This is a genomic window from Rothia sp. 11254D007BW (assembly GCF_053548195.1).
The window spans coordinates 1,740,424-1,765,213 of the sequence record NZ_JBPWPK010000001.1 but is presented as its reverse complement, the minus strand read 5'-3'; the positions used below and the strand labels follow the sequence as shown (position 1 = coordinate 1,765,213).

At 58.4% G+C, this 24,790-nt stretch carries 22 protein-coding genes and 1 tRNA gene; 6 read left to right on the top strand and 17 right to left on the bottom strand.

Annotated features, from left to right (window positions below):
- Positions 1-3: 3 nt before the first annotated feature.
- Together ACEE43_RS07860 and ACEE43_RS07855 are read right to left on the bottom strand one after the other, a co-directional pair.
- Positions 4-507, bottom strand: a complete 504-nt coding sequence (locus ACEE43_RS07860; protein WP_449107702.1) for an FHA domain-containing protein FhaB/FipA — start codon at positions 505-507, stop codon at positions 4-6.
- A gap of 3 nt (positions 508-510) precedes the next feature.
- A complete protein-coding gene (locus ACEE43_RS07855; RefSeq protein ID WP_449107701.1) occupies positions 511-1,338 on the bottom strand; it encodes an FhaA domain-containing protein in 828 nt (275 codons plus the stop codon).
- 317 nt (positions 1,339-1,655) lie between these two features.
- Between ACEE43_RS07855 and ACEE43_RS07850 the strand changes: the two genes are divergently transcribed.
- Positions 1,656-1,739, top strand: a tRNA-Leu gene (locus tag ACEE43_RS07850).
- 242 nt (positions 1,740-1,981) lie between these two features.
- Here the strand turns inward: ACEE43_RS07850 and ACEE43_RS07845 are convergent.
- The 10 genes from ACEE43_RS07845 to nhaA (ACEE43_RS07800) all read right to left on the bottom strand — a co-directional run bounded on the left by ACEE43_RS07845 (position 1,982) and on the right by nhaA (ACEE43_RS07800) (position 15,948).
- Entirely contained in the window at positions 1,982-2,920 is a 939-nt protein-coding gene (locus tag ACEE43_RS07845; protein ID WP_449107700.1) for a DUF808 domain-containing protein, read from the bottom strand.
- Positions 2,921-3,057: 137 nt separating this feature from the next.
- Positions 3,058-4,122: an NAD(P)-dependent alcohol dehydrogenase gene (locus ACEE43_RS07840; RefSeq protein ID WP_449107699.1), complete on the bottom strand. Its 1,065-nt coding sequence runs from the start codon at positions 4,120-4,122 to the stop codon at positions 3,058-3,060.
- A gap of 66 nt (positions 4,123-4,188) precedes the next feature.
- Positions 4,189-4,524, bottom strand: coding sequence for a PLD nuclease N-terminal domain-containing protein (locus tag ACEE43_RS07835; protein WP_431463522.1), 336 nt, complete (start codon positions 4,522-4,524; stop codon positions 4,189-4,191).
- 155 nt (positions 4,525-4,679) lie between these two features.
- Entirely contained in the window at positions 4,680-6,968 is a 2,289-nt protein-coding gene (locus tag ACEE43_RS07830) for a 5'-nucleotidase C-terminal domain-containing protein (RefSeq protein ID WP_449107698.1), read from the bottom strand.
- Between the two features lie 101 nt (positions 6,969-7,069).
- Positions 7,070-8,488, bottom strand: a complete 1,419-nt coding sequence (locus ACEE43_RS07825; protein WP_449107697.1) for a TIGR01777 family oxidoreductase — start codon at positions 8,486-8,488, stop codon at positions 7,070-7,072.
- Positions 8,489-8,579: 91 nt separating this feature from the next.
- Entirely contained in the window at positions 8,580-9,038 is a 459-nt protein-coding gene (locus ACEE43_RS07820) for a hypothetical protein (protein WP_449107696.1), read from the bottom strand.
- A 455-nt stretch (positions 9,039-9,493) separates the two neighbouring features.
- Positions 9,494-10,996, bottom strand: a complete 1,503-nt coding sequence (locus tag ACEE43_RS07815; protein ID WP_449107695.1) for an APC family permease — start codon at positions 10,994-10,996, stop codon at positions 9,494-9,496.
- 178 nt (positions 10,997-11,174) lie between these two features.
- Positions 11,175-12,725: an alanine/glycine:cation symporter family protein gene (locus ACEE43_RS07810; RefSeq protein ID WP_449107694.1), complete on the bottom strand. Its 1,551-nt coding sequence runs from the start codon at positions 12,723-12,725 to the stop codon at positions 11,175-11,177.
- A gap of 306 nt (positions 12,726-13,031) precedes the next feature.
- Positions 13,032-14,390 (bottom strand): Na+/H+ antiporter NhaA, encoded by a 1,359-nt coding sequence (gene nhaA / locus ACEE43_RS07805; protein WP_449107693.1) that lies wholly within the window; start codon positions 14,388-14,390, stop codon positions 13,032-13,034.
- 208 nt (positions 14,391-14,598) lie between these two features.
- A complete protein-coding gene (nhaA, locus tag ACEE43_RS07800; protein WP_449107692.1) occupies positions 14,599-15,948 on the bottom strand; it encodes a Na+/H+ antiporter NhaA in 1,350 nt (449 codons plus the stop codon).
- A 416-nt stretch (positions 15,949-16,364) separates the two neighbouring features.
- On the opposite strand from nhaA (ACEE43_RS07800), the gene ACEE43_RS07795 reads away from it, so the two are divergent.
- Positions 16,365-16,889 carry a MarR family winged helix-turn-helix transcriptional regulator gene (locus ACEE43_RS07795; protein ID WP_449107691.1) on the top strand — a complete coding sequence of 175 codons (525 nt, stop codon included), beginning with the start codon at positions 16,365-16,367 and terminating at the stop codon, positions 16,887-16,889.
- Positions 16,890-17,661: 772 nt separating this feature from the next.
- Here ACEE43_RS07795 and ACEE43_RS07790 read toward each other — a convergent pair.
- Both ACEE43_RS07790 and ACEE43_RS07785 read right to left on the bottom strand, forming a co-directional pair.
- Positions 17,662-17,841 (bottom strand): NAD(P)-binding protein, encoded by a 180-nt coding sequence (locus tag ACEE43_RS07790; protein ID WP_449107717.1) that lies wholly within the window; start codon positions 17,839-17,841, stop codon positions 17,662-17,664.
- An 88-nt stretch (positions 17,842-17,929) separates the two neighbouring features.
- Positions 17,930-18,355 (bottom strand): nuclear transport factor 2 family protein, encoded by a 426-nt coding sequence (locus tag ACEE43_RS07785; RefSeq protein ID WP_449107690.1) that lies wholly within the window; start codon positions 18,353-18,355, stop codon positions 17,930-17,932.
- A 101-nt stretch (positions 18,356-18,456) separates the two neighbouring features.
- On the opposite strand from ACEE43_RS07785, the gene ACEE43_RS07780 reads away from it, so the two are divergent.
- The 4 genes from ACEE43_RS07780 (at position 18,457) to ACEE43_RS07765 (ending at position 22,470) form a co-directional block, all read left to right on the top strand.
- Entirely contained in the window at positions 18,457-18,843 is a 387-nt protein-coding gene (locus tag ACEE43_RS07780) for a winged helix-turn-helix transcriptional regulator (protein ID WP_449107689.1), read from the top strand.
- Positions 18,844-19,912: 1,069 nt separating this feature from the next.
- Positions 19,913-20,389 (top strand): 4'-phosphopantetheinyl transferase family protein, encoded by a 477-nt coding sequence (locus tag ACEE43_RS07775; protein ID WP_449107716.1) that lies wholly within the window; start codon positions 19,913-19,915, stop codon positions 20,387-20,389.
- Between the two features lie 212 nt (positions 20,390-20,601).
- Entirely contained in the window at positions 20,602-21,234 is a 633-nt protein-coding gene (locus ACEE43_RS07770; RefSeq protein ID WP_135012588.1) for a superoxide dismutase, read from the top strand.
- Positions 21,235-21,402: 168 nt separating this feature from the next.
- Positions 21,403-22,470, top strand: a complete 1,068-nt coding sequence (locus ACEE43_RS07765) for a thermonuclease family protein (RefSeq protein WP_449107688.1) — start codon at positions 21,403-21,405, stop codon at positions 22,468-22,470.
- Here ACEE43_RS07765 and ACEE43_RS07760 read toward each other — a convergent pair.
- The 3 genes from ACEE43_RS07760 to ACEE43_RS07750 form a co-directional block, all read right to left on the bottom strand.
- Positions 22,467-23,324 (bottom strand): thermonuclease family protein, encoded by an 858-nt coding sequence (locus ACEE43_RS07760; protein WP_449107687.1) that lies wholly within the window; start codon positions 23,322-23,324, stop codon positions 22,467-22,469. The genes ACEE43_RS07765 and ACEE43_RS07760 overlap by 4 nt on opposite strands.
- Entirely contained in the window at positions 23,324-24,148 is an 825-nt protein-coding gene (locus tag ACEE43_RS07755; RefSeq protein ID WP_449107686.1) for an NUDIX hydrolase, read from the bottom strand. The genes ACEE43_RS07760 and ACEE43_RS07755 overlap by 1 nt, the downstream gene beginning before the upstream one ends.
- A 202-nt stretch (positions 24,149-24,350) precedes the next feature.
- Positions 24,351-24,671: a putative quinol monooxygenase gene (locus ACEE43_RS07750; RefSeq protein ID WP_237206921.1), complete on the bottom strand. Its 321-nt coding sequence runs from the start codon at positions 24,669-24,671 to the stop codon at positions 24,351-24,353.
- Between the last annotated feature and the right edge of the window lie 119 nt (positions 24,672-24,790).

Genomic DNA, 24,790 nt, shown 5'->3' with positions numbered 1-24,790 from the left:
GCACTAGGCTTTCAGCTGCATGGTGGTACGTCCTACCCGGAAGAGCTGACCAGCCTCAAGCGGAGTAGCACGGGTCAGACGGGTATCGCCCACAAAAGTTCCGTTGGTTGAGCCCATGTCTTCAAGGAACCAGCGCGACCCCTGCGGGAAGAGGCGGGCGTGGCGACCCGAAGCGTAGTCGTCCTGAAGAGAGACCTCAATATCGGTGGCACGACCAATGGTCACCGGGCTATCGCCCAGGCGCATGGTAGCCCCGGCCTGGGCACCCTCAACAATCGTCAGCAGGGACGGACGGGCCGGCGGGGCAGCCGCCGGTGCCGGGTGGGCAGGAGTTGCCGGAGCAACCGGCGCATCAACAGCCGCCTCATCAAACTGAGCCCGCGCAGTGCGGATATTACGCCCCACACCCAGATCGCGGCGCGACGCGGCCAGAACCATAAAAATAAACAGCCACAGCAGGCCCAAGAAGGCGAAACGTAAAACCGTCACGGTAATTTCAGATGCCACAAGCTACCCCTTACGAACCATCAGACGGAAAACAATACGGGCCCGGCCCATCTCAATCACAGAGCCGTTGCGCAGCTCAGCGCGGCCGTGCAAGCGCTTACCGTCGAGGTAAGAACCGTTCGTGGACCCCAGATCAACCGCAAGGTAGGTACCATCCTGCTCCACAATATCGAGGTGGCGGCGGGAGACACCCGTATCTTCAACGGTGATATCTGCATTCGACCCGCGCCCCAGAGTAACCGGCAGATCGCGCACGACTACGCGCTCGCCGTTGATGTCGAGCACCACCTGGGGGGTGGGGGCGGGGCGGCGAGACTGCGGTAGCTGGTGGGCGGGCACCGGCTCGGTGCGCGGTGGCGCTGCCGGGCGGGTAATGCGCGTGGGAACTGACTGGGGTGCGGACGCCGGGCGGGCGGGTGCTGCCTGAGGGGCAGGGGCCGGGGCGGCCTCGTCCTGCGGAGCCTGCATCTTCCTTACCGCGCTGGTGACGTCGAAGCTGCCCGGTTCAAGCTCGTTATTGAGCGAGAAGGTCACGCGCACCGCCCCGCGCAGGGAGTAACCCTGGTCGCGGGCGTGGCGGATGACCACGTCGCAGAGCTCTTCAGCCAGTGGCACACCCCACTGCTGGGCCCGGGAAAAGTCACTGGCAGAAAATTCGGCGGTGAAGTTATTGGGGGCGATGGTACGCCCGGACGAGACGGAGAAGGCCTTGTTGTCCATTTCGGTGCGGAGCCGGTTGGCGATATCTACGGGCTCAAAAGTGCCGCCCTTGCTGAAGGTGCCACGCACGGCCTTTTCTAGGCCCTGTTCAAGTCTGTCGATGAACCCCATGCTTGCCTCCTTCAACACAAAACTACGGGCGCACCGCGCCGTGTTCTGCGGGTGCTCGAGCTGATTCGCTGCGCAGGGTGTGCGCACAGCCTAAGCTTCTAGTCTAGTGGATAACCGTAAAAACTCCCCGGGAAAACCTGGTAAAGCCCTGCTATCTCACGGGTTCTAGGGTGGTGCGCGGACGCCCGCGCGCCAGTTTTAGGTGCCTTATAGGCTTGTGTGTGGTTGAGGACACTTAAGAGCGGTTGGACATCTTCTTGGAGGTGTGTGTATAGTTATCTTCGTTGCTCATTCAGCAACGATAAAAAATGAATAATGCGCAAGTGGCGGAATTGGCAGACGCGCTGGCTTCAGGTGCCAGTGATCGCAAGATCGTGGGGGTTCAAGTCCCCCCTTGCGCACGGTGAAGAAAAACCCGTTTTTCCTAGTGAGAGCTAGGGGGAGCGGGTTTTTTCGTGCCCGAAAATGGCCCCGTGATACTCGTTTGCCCAGCAGTCGGGCACAGGCGTCCTTTTCTCCACAATGTACCGTGCCCTGCCCGTTTTTGATACTAAAAACGGGCAGGGCACGGTACAAACTAGGGGGAGGGGTTCATAGGGGAGAGCGTGAGCCTGCAGAACCCCTCCACGAGAAGTTACAAAGCCTAGTGGTGCTTCTTGCCGGGCAGGAAGTGGACCACAGCGGCAATAATGCTGCCCCAGATCAGGCCAATCACCATAGAGCAGAAGGTGTTGATCAGCCAGGCTGCTACTCCGCCCAGGGCGGGCAGGTGGTGGCCGTACTCCTCAAGGTGGTGCACGAACTGGTAGGGAGCCTCCCACCAGTGCATATCGTAAAGACCCAGCAGAATAATGTGGCCACCGACCCAGAGCATGGCGAACGTACCCACGACAGAAATAACGTTCATGACCACGGGCATAGCCTTCACCAGGCCCATGCCAAACTTCTGCGCCCCGGCAGATTCACGCTGAGCCATGGCTAGGCCGATGTCGTCCATCTTGACCAGCAGGCCCACAGCACCGTACACCAGCAGGGTAATGCCGATACCGACCACAGCCAGAATAGCGGCGCGGGCCCAGAAGCCCTCAGAAGCAACCTCGTTCAGGGCAATCACCATGATTTCGGCGCTCAAAATGAAGTCGGTGCGCACAGCCCCCGAGATAATTTTCTTCTCGGCGTCCTCACCCTGCACCACCGCGGGGGTTTCTTCTTCGGCGTGCTCCTTCTTCGAGAACATCTCGATGACCTTTTCGGCGCCCTCGAAGCAGAGGTAGGTGCCGCCCAGCATGAGCAGGGGGGTGAGCATCCAGGGCAGGTACTGGCTCAGCAGCAGGGCTGCAGGAAGAATGAAGACCAGCTTGTTGCGCAGGGAGCCCATCGCAATTTTCTTGATGATGGGCAGCTCGCGCTTGGGTTCGATATTGCGTACGTACTGCGGGGTGACGGCGGCGTCGTCCACCACCACACCGGCTGCCTTCACGCTGGCACGGCCAGCTGCCGCTGCTACGTCGTCCACGCTGGCGGCTGCCAGCTTGGCGAGAGCCGCTACGTCATCTAAGAGAGCCGCTAAACCACCGGCCATAGAAATCTCCTCGGGGAACAAATAGGTTTGTGTTGTTCCTAAGAATACTGCCCGGCGGCCCCGGGCGCGCTAAGACCCCGCGCACACTTTGGTGGGCGGGGCCCTAGTTACCTCAAGATGAGGACGCCGGCGGTCGGCTAGGCGCTGACCTCAGCGCTGTCGAAAGTTGCGGTATCGATCACCACGCGGAACTGGACGTCGCCGGCGACAACGCGCTCGTAGGCGGCATCGACCTCGTCCACGCCGATTTTCTCAATCACAGCGCCGATGCCGTGCTCGGCGCAGAAGTCCAGCATTTCCTGGGTTTCGGGAATACCGCCGATGTTGTTGCCGGTGAGTACCTTGCCGCCCCCAATTAGGCGGTTCATGTGAATCTCCAGGGCCTCCGGGGGTAGGCCCACCACCGAGAGGATGCCGCGGGGCTTAAGCAGGCCCAGGTAAGAATCCAGGTCGATGGGGGCAGAGATGGTGTTGAGGATCAGGTCGAACTCACCGCGGTGTTCGGTGAAGAAACCCTCGTCGGTGGTAGCTAGGGTGCGGGCGGCACCCAGCTTGGCGGCGGCGTCCGCCTTCTTCAGGCTGCGGGAGAGCACGGTGACCTCAGCGCCCATAGCGGCAGCAATCTGCACGCCCATGTGCCCCAGGCCGCCCAGGCCCATCACGGCTACCTTCATGCCGGGCTTAACGCCCCAGCGGGCCAGGGGCGAGTAAGTGGTGATGCCGGCGCAGAGCAGGGGCGCTGCCACGTCGAAATCCAGGGCGTCGGGAATGCGCAGAACGAAGCGCTCATTGACGGTGACCTTCTGGGCGTAGCCGCCCTGGGTGATGGTGCCGTCCACGTCCTTGGAATTGTAGGTGCCCACAGAGCCGTTCAGGCAGTTATTCTCGAAGCCAGCGGCGCACTGCTCGCACTCGCCGCAGGAGTTGACCAGGCAGCCAACGCCCACGCGGTCGCCCACATTGAACTTGGTGACGGCAGACCCAACAGCCTCAACAGTGCCCGCGATCTCGTGGCCTACGGCCAGGGGGAAGTGGGCTTCGCCCCACTCGTTGTGGATGGTGTGAATGTCGGAGTGGCAGATACCGGCTGCCTCAATCTTGATGACGACATCGTCCTCGCGGGGGTCGCGACGCTCGATTTCGGTGACTTTGAAGGGCTGGTCGGGGCCAAATTTTTGCAGGGCCTTGACGGTGATAGGCATGGGGGTCTCCTTGGGCGAAGTGTTCTTGTCACCTCTCACTCTACGCCTGCCTGCAGGCTGCGCTACCTACAGCCCGCCCGGTTCGCTCTCAGAGTGAGCGGTTGTGCCGTCGGTGCGCTCACGCCGGTCAGCGCGCATGCGCAGCCAGTAGGCGAGGGGGCCCACGATGGGGATAAAGAGGGTGAAGAGCAGCCACTTGAGCTTCTGCGTCTCACTCAGGTGGGGCTGGCGGTGCACGGTGAGCACGCAGAAGATGGCCAGACCCATCGCGAGAAAGAGCAGGGGGTAGAAGAACCAGCCGAAGAGGCTGAGCTGGGTTCCTGTCTGCTCGGCGGTGAGGACGCCCGCGGCAAGTGTGCGTGTAGGCGATAGAGCGAGGGTGGAAAAGTAATCGAGGGGCATAGTGTCCATGGTAGTGGGCAGAAGAAAGAGAAGGGACCAGATTCCTCCGATAGTCCTTGTACTCAACACATACAATTCAGAGTAATCTGGTCCCTTCGTGAGGGCAGACTAGATTTTTAGCGCAATCGCGGTATCTAGCCTATGAAAGCCAACTCTTAGGCCTTGCGGCGGCGGTTAGCTACCAGGGCAGCACCACCGGCAAGCAGGGCTAGGGCACCTGCACCGGCAATCATAGAAGCGGTGAAACCGGTGTTAGCGAGTGAGCTGCCGGTCGAAGAGGAAGAGCTACTTGACTCCTGGCGTGAAGAGCCGGCATTGCTGATGTCGCTGCTGTCGGAGCTGGGAGCCACGGTGGGCTCAGCGGTCGGCTCAGCAGAGGGAGCGGCGGTGGGCTGCTCGGAGGGAGCTACAGTCGGGTCCTCAGAAGGTACCGCAGTGGGCTCCTCGGAGGGTGCGGGGGTGGGTTCAGCAATCTCACCGGTGAAGTTCGCAGAGAGGCGGACGGTGGTGCCAGCAACGCCGGTCGCATCAGTCAGAACAACCTCGTGGGTGCCGTTGGTGATGCCCTTACCTGCCAGGTCAAGGGAAACTGCCGCGGTGCCGTCCTCAGCGACAGCAACGGTGCCAACCTCAATGCCACCCACGGTCACCTTCAGCTCGGTCAGGGCGGGTACGCCGTAGCTACGGACGTTCAGGTCAGACAGGGAGAAGGCCAGGGTGCCGTTGACGTCGTAGCTCTCAGCCAGATCAGCAACGCGCACAGCCTGCTTAGCGAAGTTGGGGTCAACGGTGCCAGCGTTCTTGAAGTATTCAACGAAAGCGTCCGAATCTACCAGGGCGGTGTCCTTGGCGTTAGCGCCCTGGGAGAGGGTGCCGAAGTTGTCGCCGCCACCCAGCAGGAAGCTGGGGATAGCGACGGTGTAGGTGTCTGCGTCCTCAACCTTTGTGCCGTTGACGTACACATCGAGCACGTTGGAGCCGCGGCTTGCGTAGCCCTCAGCGTCGGGGGAGCCGGTGTAGGTGTAGGTGACGTTTGAAGAGAAGCCCAGCTGCAGGTAGGGGCGGGTTGCCATCTCGCCTGCCGAGTTCTGCTGCCACTGCTCTTCGAGCACGGTCTTGAGCTGGGCGCCGGTGAGCTCGGTGGTCCAGAGGTTGTTGGCGAAGGGGGTCACATTGACGATGTCCATGACGCGCACGTTCTTGTTCACGGCCAGACCCAGTGAGGTGCGCAGGCCGCCGGGCAGCTCATCGCGCAGACCGCCGGGGTTGACGATGCCGATATCGGCGGGGGTGCGGCCGGTGGAGTTAGCGGCAGCCAGGTACATATCCGCTACCAGGTGACCCATGGTGGACTCGTAGTTGCGCATGTCAAAGCCACCCTGGGTGTCCTTGGCGGAGTCAAAACCGGTGGTGATGGGAGCGCTGACCTGGCCAGCTACCACAGAGCCCTGCTCGGTGGCGTAGGCGTTAGCCTCTGTGACGATGGTGTTCACGTTAGCCAGGACGGGGTCAGCTGCAATCTGCTCGGCGGTGGGGGCGCTCATGCGCTTGACCAGCTCAGAGGAGTAGGCGGTGACGTTCTTCTCGGCATCCAGGGTCAGCACAACCTTGCCCAGGTTATCGCCGTAGTTGCCGGTCTGAATAACGGGGCGGGTCTTGCCTGCCTGGCCGGGAACTGCGCCATCAATGACGTATTCGGCGTGGGTGTGGCCGGTGAAAATAGCGTCCACGGCGGCGCTGGTCTGGTTGATGATCGCGTCTGACTCGGGGGCTGAGGTGTCTACGCCCTCGTGGTACTCAGCGATGATGACGTCGGCCTCGCCGTTGCTCGCATCGCCGTCGGAGAGCTGCGCGGCGTACTTGTTCACGGCCTCAATGGGGTCGCTGAACTGCACGGACGCCAGCGCTGACGGGTCGGTCAGCTGCGGGGTCTCGGTGGTGACAGCACCAATGACGGCCACGGTAGTGCCGTTAACCTCGGTGGTGTAGTAGGGTTCCAGGGCGGGGGTGCCGTCAGCCTTCAGGACGTTGGCGCCCAGGTAGGTGAAAGAGGACGCGGGGATGATGCGGTTAACCAGGTCATCCATGCCGGCATCGAACTCATGGTTACCCACAGCGCTGGCAGAAAGGCCCAGGGCGTTCAGGTAGTCCAGAGTGGGCTGGTCCTTCTGCACGCTGGAAACGTAGAGGGAGGCACCTACGTTATCGCCAGCAGAGAGCAGCAGGGAGCCATCGGCGGCAGCTGCACGCTCGGTCTGGATGGTGTTAGCCAGGCCCATAGCGATGCTGGTGGAAATACGACCGTGGAAGTCGTTAATGTTCAGCAGGGTCAGAGTAGTGGTATCGGCTGCACCAGCGCCCGGAACGGGGGCAACAACCAGGGCAACAACGGTTGCGCCACTTGCAGCCAGGCCAGCAAGACGGCGGGAGAGAGAAGAAGACATGCTAATCTTTCGCTCGGTGAATGATGTGTGTCATTCAACAGAATAGCCCGCTTCCTGCCCTCCCGTCGCTGTTTTAGATGACATTTCAGTGAATTAGAAAACTAGCGGACGAGCTCATGGGCCAGGGCCTGCTCAAGTTCTGGCTCAAAGAAAACGTAACCACTGGCCAGCAGCTTATCCGCGCTGGCACGCTGGCTTGCTAGCGCTAATTCCTTAACCCCCTCCTGCCCCAGGGCCAGGGCAGGTACGGCAGCAGGGATAGGTAGCAGGACGGGGCGGCGTAGCACCTTTCCTACTGTCTTGGCCAGGGCCTTCGCCGTTACCGGCGTGGGAGCCACCGCGTTCACCGGCCCCTCCAGCTTCTCGGTCAGCACCGCGTGCACATAGATACCGGCAATGTCGTCCAGGCTGATCCAGCTCTGCACCTGTTCACCTGAACCAACCCAGCCACCGGTCCCGCTCAAGAAGGCCGGAAGCTGCAGGCGCAACATGCCACCCAGGGCAGACTGCACCAGGCCGGTACGCACGTTCACTACTCGAAGTCCAGCCTCGCGGGCAGGCTCACAGGCAGCCTCCCATGCCTGGCACACCTCCGCCAAGAAGCCACGCCCGGCGCTATCTTCTTCAGTGAGCGCCTCATCACCCCGGTCAGTACCGTAAATCCCCACCGCCGAAGCGCAGACGAAAACCTGCGGGGCAGCGTCCGCACCCCTCTGCTGCACAAGCTCAGCCAGAGTTGTTGCCAGCAGGGTTGTGGACTCAACACGGGAATCAAGAATCTTCTGCTTATTCTCCTCGGTAAACCGCTGGTTGATGCTGGCCCCGCCCAGGTGGATGACGGCGTCCGCACCCTCAAAAGCGGCAGTATCAATCTCACCGGCAGAAGGGTCCCAGCGGAACTCGTGCTCCGCCTCGGGAGCGCGACGTACCAGCGTGCGCACCGTATGCCCACCACCGGTCAGCAGGGCAACCACCTGACGGCCGACCATGCCCGATGCGCCCGCAACCACTACCGTCAAAGGGTCACTTTCATAGCGCTGCTGGAAATCAAGATCAGCGCGGATACGGCGCTCGCGGGCAGCAAAAACCTTCTCAAGCTGTTTCTGAGCAGCCACCTGAGCCAGTCTCTCGGCGCCAGCCCCTACCTTTTCTACGGGGGTAGGGGCTGTGGGGAGCACCCTAAAAGTAATGCTGTCACGCACCACCGTATCGCCCGGGGTGGGCAGGAAATCATGGGTGTGCTCCCAGACCGAAAGGGGGCCGCGGGCCAGCTCATCGGTAAAGGAATCCGCGGACGCCCGGGTATGGCGGGCTGCCCAGGGGAGGGTCAGCAGGCCCGAGGTCAGCGGCAGAGCCACCCTGGTACGAGCAGTACTTCCCGGCTCGTTCGGTTTGCCCTCTTCGGTGACGGAACCAGCCCAGTGAGGGGTTGCCCGAGTCAGGGCACCCGGGCGCATAAACCAGGTGCGCACGGTGTCTTCGTCGTAGGGGTAAGCGGCGGTGTAGGTAAAGTCAGCCATGGCAACCTTCCTGGAATCAAAGGAATTTTAAGTAACCTTACCTTTTGGGCGGTGCGATGCCTAGAAGGCACACACGGGATGAAAACCTTTTCTAGAGAGCCAGAGCGGTCAGCTTCTCCTCCACCGCCTCAATCAGCTCAGCCAAAGTGGTGATGTAATACTTCTCAGCCAAGGTGACCGCATTCTCACCCGGCAAGCCATCCGTGGCGAAAGACCCTAGGCCAAAACTCGCCCCCGCACCAAAGCTGCTGGGTGTGGGTGCCGCACCGCCTGCGTCCTGACCAAAAGCGCCCACTCCAAAAGCGGACGCCGGGGCGCTCGCCGCCTCGCGCGTGAGGGTGTACCCGTAGGCGGTCGAATCGGCATAACTGATATTGAGCACATACTCCACCTGCACGCCGTCCTCGGTGCGCTCTACCGACAGGTCGGCATCATCAAGGAACTCGCCGTCTAGCTCCAGGCCGCCGTTGTATTCCAGGGCCCAGCCAAACTTGCGGGCTAGCGCAAAAGCGGTCTCTTTAATCTGGGTATGCTGCGGGTCAATAGCCACTGACTCTCCTTGCCGGGGCGGGTGTTTCGTATCTACTGTACTTCGAGTCAAAGAAAGAGGATAAAGAGAAATGGAGACGAGCCCTTCCCAGGGGGCCCGCCTCCACTTCGGTTTACTGCCCACACCCCTGCGGGCAGCTATCAGAGACGATAAATTTGAAACACACTCATACTCTGAATCGCAGGTCTGTCAGCCCAAACTCTTCCAGACCTACTACACCAAGTATGACACCTGAACCTCAGCAAAACCTGAGATTCTGTGGGCATAAAAGGGGATAAAAACCAGGCAGGTGAGGGGCCTTGCCCCCTGTTTTGGGTTTGGCAAGGTGAAACAAAACCACCCCTCAATAGTGCAAATTTTATCTATCTGTAAAAAATTTCTAGACCTTCATGGCGTGTTGCCCTCCCTGTCACACGCTTGACCGGTGATAGAGAGGGCATGGTGGCACAAGCGCCCTATTTCACCTCGTCAAGGTCAGCAGACTCAGGCACTTTCACCCGGGTATCCATGTTCAGGGTATCGCCGCGGAAGAAGGGCTTGAACTCGTCGCGGCCCATCAACAGGGCCATCAGCCCAAAGCCGATTACAAAGGAGGCTACTGCCGTAACGAATACACCGCTGGTACCTAGCATCTGGGTGTAGCCGTACTCAGGGTCAGCCATGTTGTAGAGCGAAATGACGAGAATAGCGGTCATCATCAGACCACCGGTTGCCGGAATAACCAGGCGGAACACCACGTTGCGGGCGCTAGTGAAAATATCGCCCCGGTAGTACTTGATGCAGGCGAAGGATGTCACCGCGTAGTACAGGGCCACAGCCACACTGGCAGCCTCGATGGTATCGGCCAGCATGTTCTCGCTGATGTAGGTCATGCCCGCGTAGAAAAGAGCCGAGCACACACCCATATAAACGGTAGAGGTCTTAGGAGTCTTGAACTTAGGGTGCACATCGCCGAACTTAGCCGGAATTGACCGGTAAACAGCCATGGCAAAAATACCGCGGGAAGAGGGCAGAATCGTGGTCTGGCAGGTCGCCAGGGCAGAAACAGCCACCGCCAGAATAATAACCCAACCCCAAGAGCCCAGGGCGGCGTCCTTAAAGGGGGCGAAAACGTCGTCCGAATTATCGGGGTTAGCCAGGCCAATGCCGCCCGACCCAGCGCCCGCGTACATCAGGGCCACCACGGTCACAAACACATAGGTGACCACCAGAATTGAGCTAGAAAGGACGGCCGCGCGCCCCGGGGTGCGGTGCGGATCCTTGGTTTCCTCGGCGATAGCCAGGCAGGTATCCCAGCCCCAGTAAATGAAGATAGCGATGAGAACAGCCTGAATCATTCCGTCAAAGCTAGCCTCAAAGGGGTTAAACCAGCTGGACTCAAACTCAAAGCCCGTCACTGCACCCGATGCCAGGGAATTGAAGACACCCAGAGCCAGCAAAACAATCGCCACGTACTGAATACCCACCAGCAGCCACTGGGTCAGCGAACCGGCCTCAATATTGCGGTAGGAAATCCAGGTGGTCAGGGTAATCACCAGAACACCGGTCGCCACAATGACGTGCTTGTTGTGGGCCAGGTCGTCCTGCCCCACCAGCAGCCAGAAGTAGATAGCCGCAATCTGGGTCTGATTCGCCATAGCAATCACACCCGCAACAATCACGCCCCAGCCAGAAATCCAGCCGGTCTTAGGCCCGAAAGCTTTAGCGCCCCAGGTGAAGACCGTGCCTGAATCCGGCACCGCCTCGTTCAGCTCCTTATAGGAGAGCGCCGTCAGGAGCATAGGGATAAAGCCCAAAATCAGGGCTATCGGGGCTTGATAGCCCACGGCTATCACGATGAAGCCGATAGAGGCAGCCAGTGAGTACATGGGGGCGGTTGACGCAACCCCGATGACGGTTGAAGAAGCTAGCCCCAGGCGCCCTGCGGCGAGGCCTTTGTGGCGGAAGTCGTTGGTCATTGTCGCTAAAGATCATCCTCTGCGGTGGAGCAGGCGTAAGCAGCCTGCCCCGGTGGCGGTTAAGAACAGCTTTCAGTATAGGGGTTTAAAACCAGGACGCCGCCGCTCACCTTCCCTGCCAAGGGGCAGGGTGGCGGGCGACGGCGTCCTTGCGGGTTAACTACCTGGGGCCTTGAGCCTACTTGCCGCGGGCGGCGCGCTTTTCAGCCTGCTCGCGGTCGAAGTTCTCCCAGTATTCGCGCTGGGTGAGCTCGTCGGTGCCGTCCCAGGCGTCAAGGTTCTTAATCTCGGGCAGGTCTGACGCCTGGAAGATAGGCTCAAGACCGGCCTTGCGCTGGGCCTCGTAATTGCGGAGTACCTTCATGACCTGGGGCATGAGCAGGCAGACCGCTGCCAGGTTGACGATGACCATGCCGCCGTTGAGCAGGTCAGCCAGGTTCCACAGCAGGTCGATGGAGGCAATAGCGCCAAAGAACACGAACAGGATCACGATGACGCGGAAGATGTTCATGGGCAGGTGCTTCTCGGTGACGAAGCGGATGTTGGACTCGCCGTAGTAGTAGTTACCGATGATGGAGGAGAAGGCGAAGAGGGCGATAGCTACGGTCAGGAAGTGAACCGCCCAGGGGCCTAGCTGGCTTGAGAGCGCAATCTGGGTGAGGGTGCCTGCGGAGTTCTTGTCGCCGTAGGGGATGTCGCCGGCTACCAGCACGATGAAGGCGGTGACGGAGCAGACCAGCATGGTGTCGAAGTAGACGCCCAGGGCCTGCACGAAGCCCTGCTTGGCGGGGTGGGAGACGGACGCGGTCGCACCAGCGTTGGGGGCGGTACCCATACCGGCCTCGTTGGAGAGTAGGCCGCGGCGCATGCCCTGGGTAATCACACCGATGAGGGTGCCGGTCACGAACTCTTCCAAACCGAAAGCACCGGCGAAGATAGCCCCCAGTACAGCGGGAACCTCACCCAGGTTCATTGCAACAATGATCAGACCCAGAATCAGGTAGAGAACTGCCATGAAGGGAACCAGGATCTCGGTGACCGAGGAAATGGTGCGGATGCCGCCGAAGATAATAAAGCCCGCAATGACCGCGATGATAATACCGAGGGTGACGCGGAATCCCATGCCGTTGGTACCGCTGATATCAACACCGAAGGAGCCAGCTGCCGCACCCACGATGGAGTTGGTCTGTACAGCCACGAACACGAAGGCGTAGGTGATGACGATGAAGGCAACGAAGATGAGACCCAGCCAGCGGGCATTGAGGCCGCGGGCCATGTAGTAGGCAGGACCGCCGATGTAGGAGTCCTCACCCTTGCGCTTGTAGAGCTGACCCAGCAGGGATTCTGCAAAGGCGGATGCTGCACCAATGGAGGCGATGACCCACATCCAGAAGACAGCGCCGGGACCACCCAGGATGATAGCCATGGCAACGCCGACGATATTACCCACACCCACACGGGAGGCTGCCGAAACTGTAAAGGCGCGGAAGGCTGAGATGCTCTTCTTGCCGTTGTACTCGGTACCTGCCGGGTCCTTGAGGGTGCGGAACATTTCGCCAATCAGGCGGAACTGCACGCCTCGTGTTGCGATGGTGATGCCCAGACCTACGGCTACCAGAGCGTACATGAGGAAGTAGGCCCAGAGCGTGTCTGAGATGCCGGTGATAACCTCGGTTGCTCCAGCGGTGGATTCGTTGATCCAGTTCACTGCATTGAGCAGAGTATCCATGTGTACTCCAAATCGGTAAGAGGCCGGGCCGGCCCGGGGTATAGGTGGGCGCGGTGGCACGTGGTGGGGCGCCTTAGCTGCGGCACGGTGGGCAGCAAGGGCGGAGAATCACCGGCGCTAGGGGCGGTGAACACTAGGGGTAATTCTCACAGCTCGCTTGCGTTTGTGCAAAACAGGTACGGTGTGATGTTGCCGTTTCGCTCTTAGACTTCGCTCTAGAAGGGGACCGCACAACCTAAAAGGGACCGCAGATTATGCGGTCCCTTTGAGGAAATAAGGCCCCCTTGAGGTAGCGGGGGGCGGACGCTAGGCGCCGGGGCGGGGTGCGTCCGTATTGTCGGTGAAGACGTCGGGGATGCCGTCCTGGTTCTCGTCCAGGCTTTCCTTCAGGGCGACTTCCTTGTAGTGCTTGTTACGAATCGACAGGATGGCGGCACCCAGAATCGCGGCAATGAGGGAGCCAATCATGATGCCGACCTTGGCGTCCTCGGTATGCAGGGAGCCTGCCTCGAAGGAGAGCTCGGCAACCAGCATCGATACGGTGAAGCCGATGCCACCGGTGACCGCCAGACCAATGACATCGATCCACTTAATATCGGGGTCGAGATTAACCCCGCGGAAGCGGGTAATGAGCCAGGTGGTGCCGGTGATGCCAACGGTTTTACCCAGCACCAGACCGACCATAATACCGATAGCAACGGAATCTGCCAGGGCGGTCTTAAGGCCGTCCCAGCCACCAACGGCTACACCGGCGGAGAAAAAGGCGAAGACGGGGACGCAGAAGCCGGTGGAGAGCGGACGCAGGCGGTGCTCCAGGGTCTCGGCCAGGGAGGCGTGAGCATCGGCCTGCTTAGCCTGGGCAGTCATGCGGACGGGGACGCAGAAGCCCAGAATGACGCCCGCGATGGTGGCGTGAATGCCTGACTCTAGGAAGAGGGCCCAGGTGATAAGCCCCAGGGGTAGCAGGATGACCCAGGCCGCCCACTTGTGGTCGTGGAAGAGTTTTTCGTGCTTGTGAGTCAGCCAGAAATATAGCCCGATAGGAATGATAGAGATAATCAGGTACCAGGCGTGGAAGTTACTGGTGTAGAAGAGGGCGATAATGACGATGGCAATCAGGTCATCGACCACAGCCAGGGTCAGTAGGAAGGTGCGCAGGGCCGCGGGCAGGAAGGTGCCCACACCGGCCAGGACGGCCACCGCGAAAGCGATATCGGTAGCGGCGGGAATAGCCCAGCCGTGCACAGCGGTCTCATTGCCGTGGTTGATGGCGAAATAGATAATAGCCGGGGTCATGGCACCGCCGAAGGCGGCCGCGATGGGGACGACGGCTTTACCCGGGTCACGTAGGTCTCCCACCACGAACTCTTTTTTGAGTTCTAGACCGGTGAGGAAGAAGAAGACCGTGAGCAGGCCGTCAGCGGCCCACAGGTGCACGTTCATCATCAGGTGGCTGAAGCCGGGAATGTTCAAGCCCAGCTCGGTATCGCGCACACTCTCGTAGAAATGTGCGGCTTGGGAGTTAGCCAGAATAACGGCGAGCACGGTGGCGGCGAGCAGAATAAAACCACCCACCGATTCCTTGCGCATAATCTCTGAGACGCGGCTGGTCTCGGCGTACGATCCGCGGGAAAAGAGCGGGTCCTTGTGAGGCGCTTCAGTCATGCCTCTCCTTAGGTTGGGTGTGTCTTCGCTTGCTTCAGGTTCCATTATGCTCCTTTAGCCCAGCTAATGCCGGAATCTGAGATGCAGAACTGCACACCGGCGTCCGCCCCTTATCTCACTCAAGGGGACCGCACAACTCAAAAGGGACCGCAAATTATGCGGTCCCTTTGAGGAAATAAGGTCCCCTTGAGGTAGCGGGGAGCGGACGCTAGGCGCCGGGGCGGGGTGCGTCCGTGTTGTCTGTGAAGACGTCGGGGATGCCGTCCTGGTTTTCGTCCACAGTCTCCTTGAGCGCAACCTGCTTGTAGTGCTTGTTGCGGATCGACAGGATGATGGCACCGAGCAGGGCGGCGGTGACCGAGGCGGTCAGAATCGCGACCTTAGCGGCGTCGTTGTAGTCGGAGCCCAGGCCGAAGGACAGCTCGGCAATCAGCAGGGAGACAGTGAATCCGATGCCGGCCAGGGTGGCCACGCCGATGACATCAATCCAGGCGATATCGGGATCGAGGTTGGCGCGGCGCAGGCGGGTAATGAGCCAGGTAGAGACCGTAATGCCAATCATCTTGCCGAAAATCAGGGCCAGAATGATGCCGTAAGCAATAGGCTCGGTGACCGCGTCAATGAAGCCCTGGAAGCCGCCGATAGCGACGCCCGCTGAGAAGAAGGCGAAGACGGGGACGCAGAAACCTGCGGAGAAGGGGCGCACGCGGTGCTCCATAACCTCGGCTAGGCCGTGGTGGGCGTCCGCAGCTTCGGTGCGCTTGTTCTTGCGCACGGGAATCATGAAGGCCAGGATGACGCCCGCGATGGTGGCGTGAATACCGGAGTTAAGGAAGAGTACCCAGACCACAAAACCGATGGGCAGCAGGATGAACCAGGACGCGGCGGGGGAGAGGTGGAAGAGCTTCTCGCCCTTGCGGGCAACCAGGGCGTAGAGGGCAATGGGAATGATGGAGAGGGCCAGGAAGCCGATCTTCAGGTCTGAGGTGTAGAAGAGGGCGATGATGGTGATAGCGATGAGGTCATCGACCACGGCCAGGGTGAGCAGGAAGGTACGCAGGGCAGAGGGCAGGTGGGATCCAATGACGGCGAGGACGGCCACGGCAAAGGCGATGTCGGTCGCGGCGGGAATAGCCCAGCCCCCGAGGGCCTCAGAGCTGCTGTTGAGGTTGACCAGTGCGTAGATGATGGCGGGCAGGGCAACGCCACCTGCTGCTGCCACGATGGGCACCAGGGCCTTGCCGGGGTTGCGCAGGTCGCCCTCGACGAATTCTTTTTTGAGTTCCAGGCCGACGAGGAAGAAGAAGACTGCTAGCAGGCCGTCCGCTGCCCAGTGGCCGATGGAGAGTTTAAGGTGCAGGCCCCAGAAGTCTGCGCCCAGGTAGCTGTCGCGCAGGCCGAAGTAGTGCTCGGCGGCCGCTGAGTTAGCAAAGATGAGGGCGAGGACGGTGGCAACCAGCAGGATGATGCCGCCGGTGGATTCCTTCGAAAGGATTTCTGAAATGCGCTGGGATTCCTTGTAGGAGCCGCGCGATAGGACGGTGTTTTCTGATGACATAAACGCTCTTTGAGGTCGATGAGTAACGATAAACCGCCTACTCACCACACGCTTCTGAAGGGGGGGGATTGGTGCGGACGCCTGTAGCGCCGCGGGAGCCTACCTTCAGGTGGGGCTGTGGTGAGTTGGGCGGGCCGACCAGTCTTCCCGGCACACCTTAGTAATCTAGCTTATCAAATGAAGGCCTGGTGAGGAATTAGGGGAGTGGGTGTAGGTTTTGGGCGCGAGTCATACTAGCAAGGGGCTGGCTTGAGGGGGCCCTGCTGAAGAGTGGAGGGAAAAACTAGCCCTAAATAATCGATATTTTTCGCAAAAGGCATCAACACGGGTGCACCAGAAGCAGAAACTGTTTTGAATGAAACTTAGACTAGGTATAGACAACCCCACTTTTGCCTACAGTACCGACCAGAGGAACCATGAGCGAAGAAACCCCTGTAGCTGCTAACCAGAGCCCCCGCTGGCTGAACGAAGAAGAGCGCGAAGGCTGGCTCTTTATCTCCTCTATCATGTTTAACCTGCCCGGTCAGCTTGAAAGCCAGCTGCAGAAGGATTCGGGCCTGAGCTTTGTGGAGTACATGGTGCTGGCTATGCTCTCGGAATCCCCCCAGCACAAGCTCACCATGACTGACCTTGCTAAGCAGACCAACACCCTGCTACCTCGTCTTTCGCGTGTGGTCACTCGTCTGGAGAAAGATAACTTTGTAGAACGCAGTATCTGGGAGAAAGACCGCCGTGTGTCTATCTGCCACCTACTACCTGGCGGTCTGGCTAAGGTGCAGGAAGCTGCCCCCGGTCATGTCGAAGCTGTGCGACGTATTATTTTTGATCAGCTCAACGCCCGTCAGGTGAAATCCCTGGCCAAGATTGGGGAGTCAGTATTAGGGGATAAGCCCAGCGAAATTATCAATGTACGCAAGGCTGAACTCTTCGACGAAGAATAGGTGATGGCCGATCCCGTGCCTTCTCGCGGCTAGGTATTCCTCAAGTTCCGCTCCTGGTGTCAGGGGCGGAATTCTTTTTATCCACAGGTTTTATCCCCAGGAGGGTGCGGACGCGCCCCCGCGCGCTTATCGTTTTAAGGCCGGTGACAGGGGGTGTAAGAGGGCGGGGAAGAAGTTTTGGGTTTTTTATCCCCACCTGTGGATAAGTCTGTGAACAATATCCACTTAAAAGGTGGAAAACTACTAGCCCCTGTGGATGAAGCCAATGAAAAAAGCCTATAAGCGGCAGTTTTGGCTCTGTGGAGACAATTTTCCACAGGGGTTATCCACACCCGTGGATAAGTGACACCGGTGTGATTTTCGAACAACACCGGTGTATTTTCGAAAGGCTACACCCCTCCTTGCCCTATCCTCTGCACTATTTCCTCGAACATCTTCGAAACTCCCAGCCGTGTAATTCGAATATCCCCAGTTTTATCCCCATCTGTGGATAACTTTTTTGCCCTTAAGTGGAAAACCGGCCTTCACGTGCTCTGATCACAGGGATAATCAAAGTCAACAATGGGTTCAGGGTCGAAGTTCAGCGGTTGAACGCGTCGCGCTCAATGAGTCGACCGTTACATCCCAGAACTGCCCTTCCTCGTCCCACTGCAAAGCACTAACACGAGAATTGAATTGAATATCTGAGTGCAACCCGAGACGGGTGGCGAAGTGCTCCGCATACTCGCGCACCTCACCACCCGTCGGGAAGCGTTCCTTCAAGTTCCAGGTATCAATGACATCCTGAGAGAGTTAGGCAGTAATACCGTGACTCGCAGTCCGTTCGGACTCCGGGATACCGATTGCTACTCCAGGTACCGCCGAGCGCAGTGCCGGCCTCTAGTAGCAGCGCATCAATGTTCTTCGTTAGAAGTGATTGGAGCATTGCAAGACCGCTAAAGCCGGCCCCAATGATGACAACTTCACGCGGTACGCCTGCGGAAGCTTCTGTGGTTTGCGTCGTGGTTATCTTGTGTCCTCTCTCAGGAAATCAACCCGATTTATCCGTTATTCACGGATTCGGAAGGGCCCCAGAAGTCGTCTTCTGCTGGACCATCGGACGAGAACAGATGCACAGCTATGATCTTGCCTTGCTGCACGGTAATGAGGTCAGTTCCCGCTTGGTCAAGCTTGACATCGCCGCGGTCACCGGTGAAGTGAACTGGGACAACCACAAGATCGCCATTGACCATCAGCGGGCCGGTCGGAGCAATAGCAAAGGTGCCCTGGCTGACAGCCATCATTTCGCCAATCAAGGCGTACACAGCATCCGGACCAACGTGGGTACCCGAGAAACGGTTTTCCCCCGGCTGGAACCACTTAACATCAGGGTCAAGGTAGCTGAGGGCATCTTGTACACGGCCCTCGGCCAATGCACCAAAGTACTTGGAAACAACCTCAATAGGGGGTGTCGTCGACGTAGTCATGGATCTTTCCTCCAAGAAATAAATTTGTTTTGCTGACCTTCCTATGGTAACAATTAGTTACCTGTTACCTCAACGTAACTATCAGGAGAATTGTTGAAAGGATGTTGATGACTGCGACGAACTGGAACGTGATGATGGCGAAATGTCCTTCGCGTACCTCACTCGCGAGAATCGCGAATAAATGGACGGCCATGATTGTCATCGCGTTGTCGGATGGGCCCTTGCGATTCAAAGAGATCAAAGCAACGGTGGAGGGGATCAGCGGCAAAGTACTGACAGACACACTCCGAGCTCTGGAACGTGACGGAGCGGTTTCTAGGACGTTTTACCCTGAAATGCCGCCGAGAGTGGAGTACCACCTCACTGAACTAGGTCAAACCCTATCCGAACCTCTCAACGCGTTGCGAGTATGGTCGGAGACATACTTTGATGCCGTCCAAGATGCACGCGACGCATATGACCGGGCATTAGAGCCATCGAAGAACTGAGGCATCGCCCAAGGCCAGGGGATTGATTCTTATCACAGGAGCAACCGGTGGACTGGGATACGAGACAGCGCTTAGCCTTGCCTCCCATGGCGACAGTCTTATTCTTTGCGTACGAGACCTTGAACGCGGGCAACATCCCAGCCACAATAATCTGCAATGCAGGCATCCAAATTGTGAATGGAGTTCAGGTATCGGAAGACGGGTTCGAGCTGACGATGGCGACGAACGTCTTGGGGCATGTCTCTCTCATTGCTCATCTGCTTCCTCATCTAAGACCTAGTACGAGCATCATTACTATCGGCAGTGAGACCCACAGAGGTGGTCTATATGCATTCGGTTTCCCAGCGGCGGACTGGAATGGAATGGCAAATCATCTGAATCCGGGGAGTGTCACTGATAGGTCCTCTAGAGGCGGCAGGGTTCGATATTCAACCTCGAAACTAGCTTGCATTGTCCTTGCATACGAACTCAACCGATTATTTAGTCCTAGCGGAATACATGCGGTGGCGTTTGATCCAGGTCTGATGCCTGCGACAGGCCTGGCCCGTGACTACCCCGCCTTTATTAAACGTATTTACGCTGGGCTGGTTCCACTTCTGACGCGTTTTCCTGGAGCAAACAGCGTTAGTAGATCAGGGTCGAATTTGGCATGGCTGGTCCATCAGGCCCAGGAGAACGATTTGTTTGGTAGGTATGTCAGTAACCGATTCCCTCGTAAGAGTTCGAGGGAGAGCTATGCTCCAGGTATCGGCAGTGATGTGTGGACGACCTGTTGTCTGGTAGCTGGAGTAGACCCGAGTAGTCTATGACAAAATTTGAACAGCCTAGTGGTCTCCTCGCGATTGCCACGGCGCCGGGCTGCCCTCCGTGGGCAGCGGAGTCGGTACTCAAGAAGCAGAGGAAAAGGCAATTTTTCGGCAACAAATGCACGCAGCCCGCTTCGATACCTACTGTCTTGGGTGAACTGTTTCCCATCGTGCTTTGGCAGGTGGCTACCTTACCCACGCTTGGCTAGAAGAGTGAGGTTGTTCGGGTAGCGTTGGGCTATCCGTTAGCAATAATCGACAAAATGTGTGTGGCTGGGCTATCGATTGCCCATTCTGGCAACACTGCTTGTGCACTTGTCTCTGAGTGCGGACGGCCCTTCGGCGTTGATGTGGAGGAGCGAATAAATGTGGAAATGGCGGTTCATAATCTTAACCCAAATCAATGTGAACGCTTCCATAACTTAGGTCTTCCAGATGCTGACCTATCGATGCTTCTTTGGACAGCGCGTGAAGCTGTAGGTAAAGCCCTTAAGATGGGGTTGGCTGTCGCCTCTGATGCCCTAGATGTAAATTCGATATCAGCCGCTCACGATGGTTCCTATGATGTCCGATTCGAAAAACTCCCCATGATGCGTTGTGGGACTCTAGTATTTGATGACGTTGTCATGTCCCTAGCCACGCCCCTTCACCGACGTACCCAGTTACGTATAAGCGAAGCAAAGATTAACACCGGTGGGTATTGTGGAGAAATGAGGTGCTGGAAGATTGATTCTTGCTAAGTTTAGTTTAAGTGTTCAGTGATATGTACTGGATTCGGTCCTGTGTTTGGTTTTGTTGGGGGGGGGGCTGGTTTAACTTTTGGGGAGCACCGCATAACTGAAGCCAGTACATATCAGACTTATCAAGTAACCTCCCGTGACCCACAGGGCACAAGTGTGTAGAGTTAAACCCAGAAAGACCCAAAGAAGGGGCCTTCAACGAAAGGAACACCATGTCAGAAAAGTACGTTCTCCCCGAACTCGACTACGACTACGCAGCCCTCGAGCCCCACATCTCAGCCCGCATCATGGAGCTGCACCACTCCAAGCACCACGCCACCTACGTTGGCGGCGCTAACACCGCCCTGGAGAAGATGGAAGAAGCCCGCGAAAAGGGCGACTTCGCTAACATCGGCAAGCTCTCCAAGGATCTCGCCTTCAACCTGGGTGGCCACACCAACCACTCCATCTTCTGGAAGAACCTCTCACCCGAGGGCGGCGACAAGCCCGTCGGTGAACTGGCAGCAGCAATCGACAACGACTTCGGCTCCTTCGACGGCTTCCGCGCCCACTTCGAGAACGTAGCCCTCACCATCCAGGGCTCAGGCTGGGCTATTCTGGCCTGGGACACTGTCGGCAAGCGCCTCGTCATCGAGCAGCTCTACGATCAGCAGGGCAACATCTCCGTCGCCCTGATTCCCGTCCTGCAGCTCGACATGTGGGAGCACGCCTTCTACCTCGACTACCAGAACGTCAAGGGCGACTACGTCAAGGCCTTCTGGAACATCGTCAACTGGGAAGACGTCGCAGCCCGCTTCGACCGCGCTGTCTCCCAGACCAAGGGTCTCATCATTCCCGAGGCCTAAAACCCTCGCACCCCGTGTGCAGGTGAAAAGCCGGGTGCCGGCGTCCTTCTCAGCAGAGCGGACGCCGGCACCCGGCTTTGTTTTAAAGGCGCGCGGGAGCCGGTAATAGTAGTTACTTTCGGCTGAAGAGGACTATTATGGGGTGCGACACACAAGGAGTAGACCATAATGCACACGCGCACCTCCCTAACCCCCGTAGTGCTTGCTACCGGTATCTTAGCCCTCACCGGGTGTGGAATGTTCAGTAGTGATGAAGCAACTTCCGAATCCACCGCTACTGCGGTAGAGGGCACAGGGACTGCTGCCAGCATTGTCGATATCATCGATCCTGACACCGTTAAAGTAGACCGTAACGGTGAAATTATTTACGTGGACCTTCTGGGGATCGCCGCGCCCCAGGCTAAGCACGACAATGAAGATATGCGGTGCATGGCTCCTGAAGCCAAAGAATACCTAGCTAAGCTCCTGCCCATCGGCTCACCGGTCACCCTCACCCACGAATCTGCTGTGGGGGACAGCGAAGCAGACGATAAAACACCCCCCACCATTCAAGCGGGAGTTACCCTCCCTGACCGCCGCATGGTGAACACCGAAGTTACTCGTGCAGGCTTTGCTGTAGCCATAAACCAAGGTAACTCCGACCTCCACGAGAAAATTAGCGCAGCCCAGGAAGAGGCTGCCCAACAGCAGGCCGGTATCTACAGCCGAACCAACGACTGCACCCTGCCTGCCCGCCTTGACTCTGCCCTGACCAATATCAATAAAGCTCAAGGGATTGACCTCAAAGACCCCTTAGAGGCAGCAGATACCCTCACCCGTCGACTCGATGAGTACGAGACAGCCAACGACCTGCCCCTTCTCTCAGCAATTGCCCAAACCCAATCCGTCAAGACCCAGCGTGATGCTCTAACTCGAGCCAGTGACAGCAAGCGTATTGTCTACAACCTGGCAGAAGAAGCAGAGCGCGAAAGGGTAGCGCGCGAACAGACAGAGCAGAACTCTCACTCTGGAGAGCCCGCCCCACCCGAGGTACGTCAGCCTGAGGTGCCCCAACAGCCTGAGATTCAGCAACCTAATACCCAGGAGATAGCACCGCAGCCTCAACCCGAGACGCCTGCCCCTCCGCAGATAGAAGAACCTCAAGGAGAGCCTGCACCAGTGACCTCAGATGCTGGTCAGCCCGTCGATGCGCCCCAACCTGAAACCCCGGATACTCCCTCCGAAAGCTCTACCTAAGAGCCAGGGCGCACCGGGGTGGCCTCAGCCTCAGCCTTCTTCTGCTGGTTCACGCTGGTGCCGTTCTCAGGGTAGAAGTCATCACCGAGAAGATTCATAAACCCGTCTAGCTGACTAGATACAGCATCGAGCGTCACGATAGAGCCAACCCACTGGGCCGGAGCAGTCTTCTGCTTCTCAAGTTCGTTATAAAAGGCTGATGCTTCCTGGTAGATAGCTTCACGCTCAGATGCTCGTCTCTGATCCTCAACCGACGCCTCAGCTGAGGTGTCAATCTCCCAGCTGCGGGCGTCCTCAACCTTAGCCTGCTGGGCCTGAATTTCAGCGGGAATGGTGCACTCGGTGTCCTTGGAATAAAGACCGAGACCCTCATTGGCAGCGTCCTGCTGAGCCTGAGAAATCTCGCCGTAGAACTCATCTGCATTGCTAGTAAAAGTGGTAGCAACCATGCCAGCCCGCGCCATATCACGATTGATAAAGGCATCTCCTGCATATACGGCGGCCTCAACGTAGCCGGTTGCCCCGCGCTGGGACTCATCAAAGTTCAGAGTTACCTGGCTGCCCTCGGGCAGCTTCTCTGCCAGCAGAGACTTAGACTCTTCCACCAGACAGTTAGCAGACAGGGCGATACCGTTATCGGTCGGGGCAGAAGTATTAATCAGGCGAACCTGCTTCTCAACCCCATCAAAACTGGCGGTAAAAGTATTAGCCGATTCAACCGACACCACCGTAGCCGTCATGCCGTCGGTGTAAGTAATCGTCGGAGCGCTCGCAGTGCTACCGGCAGTATCACCAGATCCGCAGGCTGAGAGCGACAGTAGCGCCACCGCAAGAACAGGAGCTACACGCTTCATTAAGCATCACCCTTCTCAGCGTTATAGGCGGCTTCACGGTACATGCCCAGGGGGCCCTGGTCTGCAAAGGCGCGCGAGTGGTTGTAGCGGTAAAGACGCGGCGGACGGTGACGGGTACCCTCAACGCGCTTTCCCGTATCAATAATAGATTTGGACGCCGCAATCTGACGGCGGAAATTCGCCGGGTCAAGCGCCCGGCCCAAGATAGCCTCGTAGACCTCACGCAGCTGAGCGAGCGTAAACTCCTCACCCAGGAAAGAGTGGGCGATACGGGAATACTCCACCTTGTTCTGCAGGCGGTAGAGGGCGTACTCAACGATCTCATTGTGATCAAACGCCAGGATAGGGAGCTCGTCAATCGGGAACCAGCGGATGTTCTCGTGCACGCGGGTGCGGTTCACCTCGGTCTGGGGAATCGACGCCCAGTAAATCACCGACACCACACGCTCATGCCGATCTTCCTCAGCAGGAACAGGCAGAGAACCGCCCTCACGCATAATCTTGTAATCCGGGGTGCGGTGCACATCGCCAAAAGCATAGAGCTGCTCAAGATACCCCGGCACCAGGCCGGTCGCCCGCTGAAGGGTATAACCAGCCGCCTCTTCAAGCGACATGTCGGGCTGAAGCGGGCCACCCGGCAGAGCCCACTGACCCTTATAGGGCTCACGCAAACGACGCACCAGCGGCAGCCACAGCGAATGGTGAGACTCGCCCTCCTTGCGGCGCAGAGCCAAAATCACGGTAGAAACAGCAAGCGAAACCGACGTATGGTCAGCATCAAGATGCTCATCGCGGTGGGCCTGGGCGGCATTCGGCAAAGTCATGTGGCTCCCCGGTCGTAGGCAGTAAAAATCAGGACGCCCCACGGCGACCTCCACACCCATTCTAGTCAATCGGTCAAGAGATAACCCCAGCCCAACACCCCGGGCACAAGCCCGGGAACAAAAACAAGGACGCCGGCAGGCAGCTACCTGCCCACCGGCGTCCTAGTGCGGGGAAAGCTAGGAAATTTTCCAGCCTCGCAAGCTACGAAATTTTCAGCTCTCCCATCTCATCCCAGTCGTTGCCGTCGATTGTGCGGGAAATAATCTTGGGGGTCTCGGTCAGCCAGGGCTTCATGGCTTCTAGCCCCTTGGCGAAGTGATCCGACTCTACGTGAGCTGCCGCGGCGTCGTCCTCAAAAGCCTCAACGAGAACAACCTCGTTGGGGTCTTCCACGCTCAGTGACCACTCAAACCACTTGTTGCCCGGCTCGGCGCGGGTAGCCTCGGTGAACTCGCGGGTAGCGGCCAAAAAGCCCTCGCGGTCGCCGTCCTTAACCTGGTACTTCACAACAATGAAAATCACGGGTGCTCCTTCACTCGATTGATAACAGTTCACTTACTATCTTTCCGAGGTAAAGAGGCAAAAGCAAGGCAGAGACCAACTTCCCGTAATGAAGATGCCCTTCGAAAAGTGCATATGCC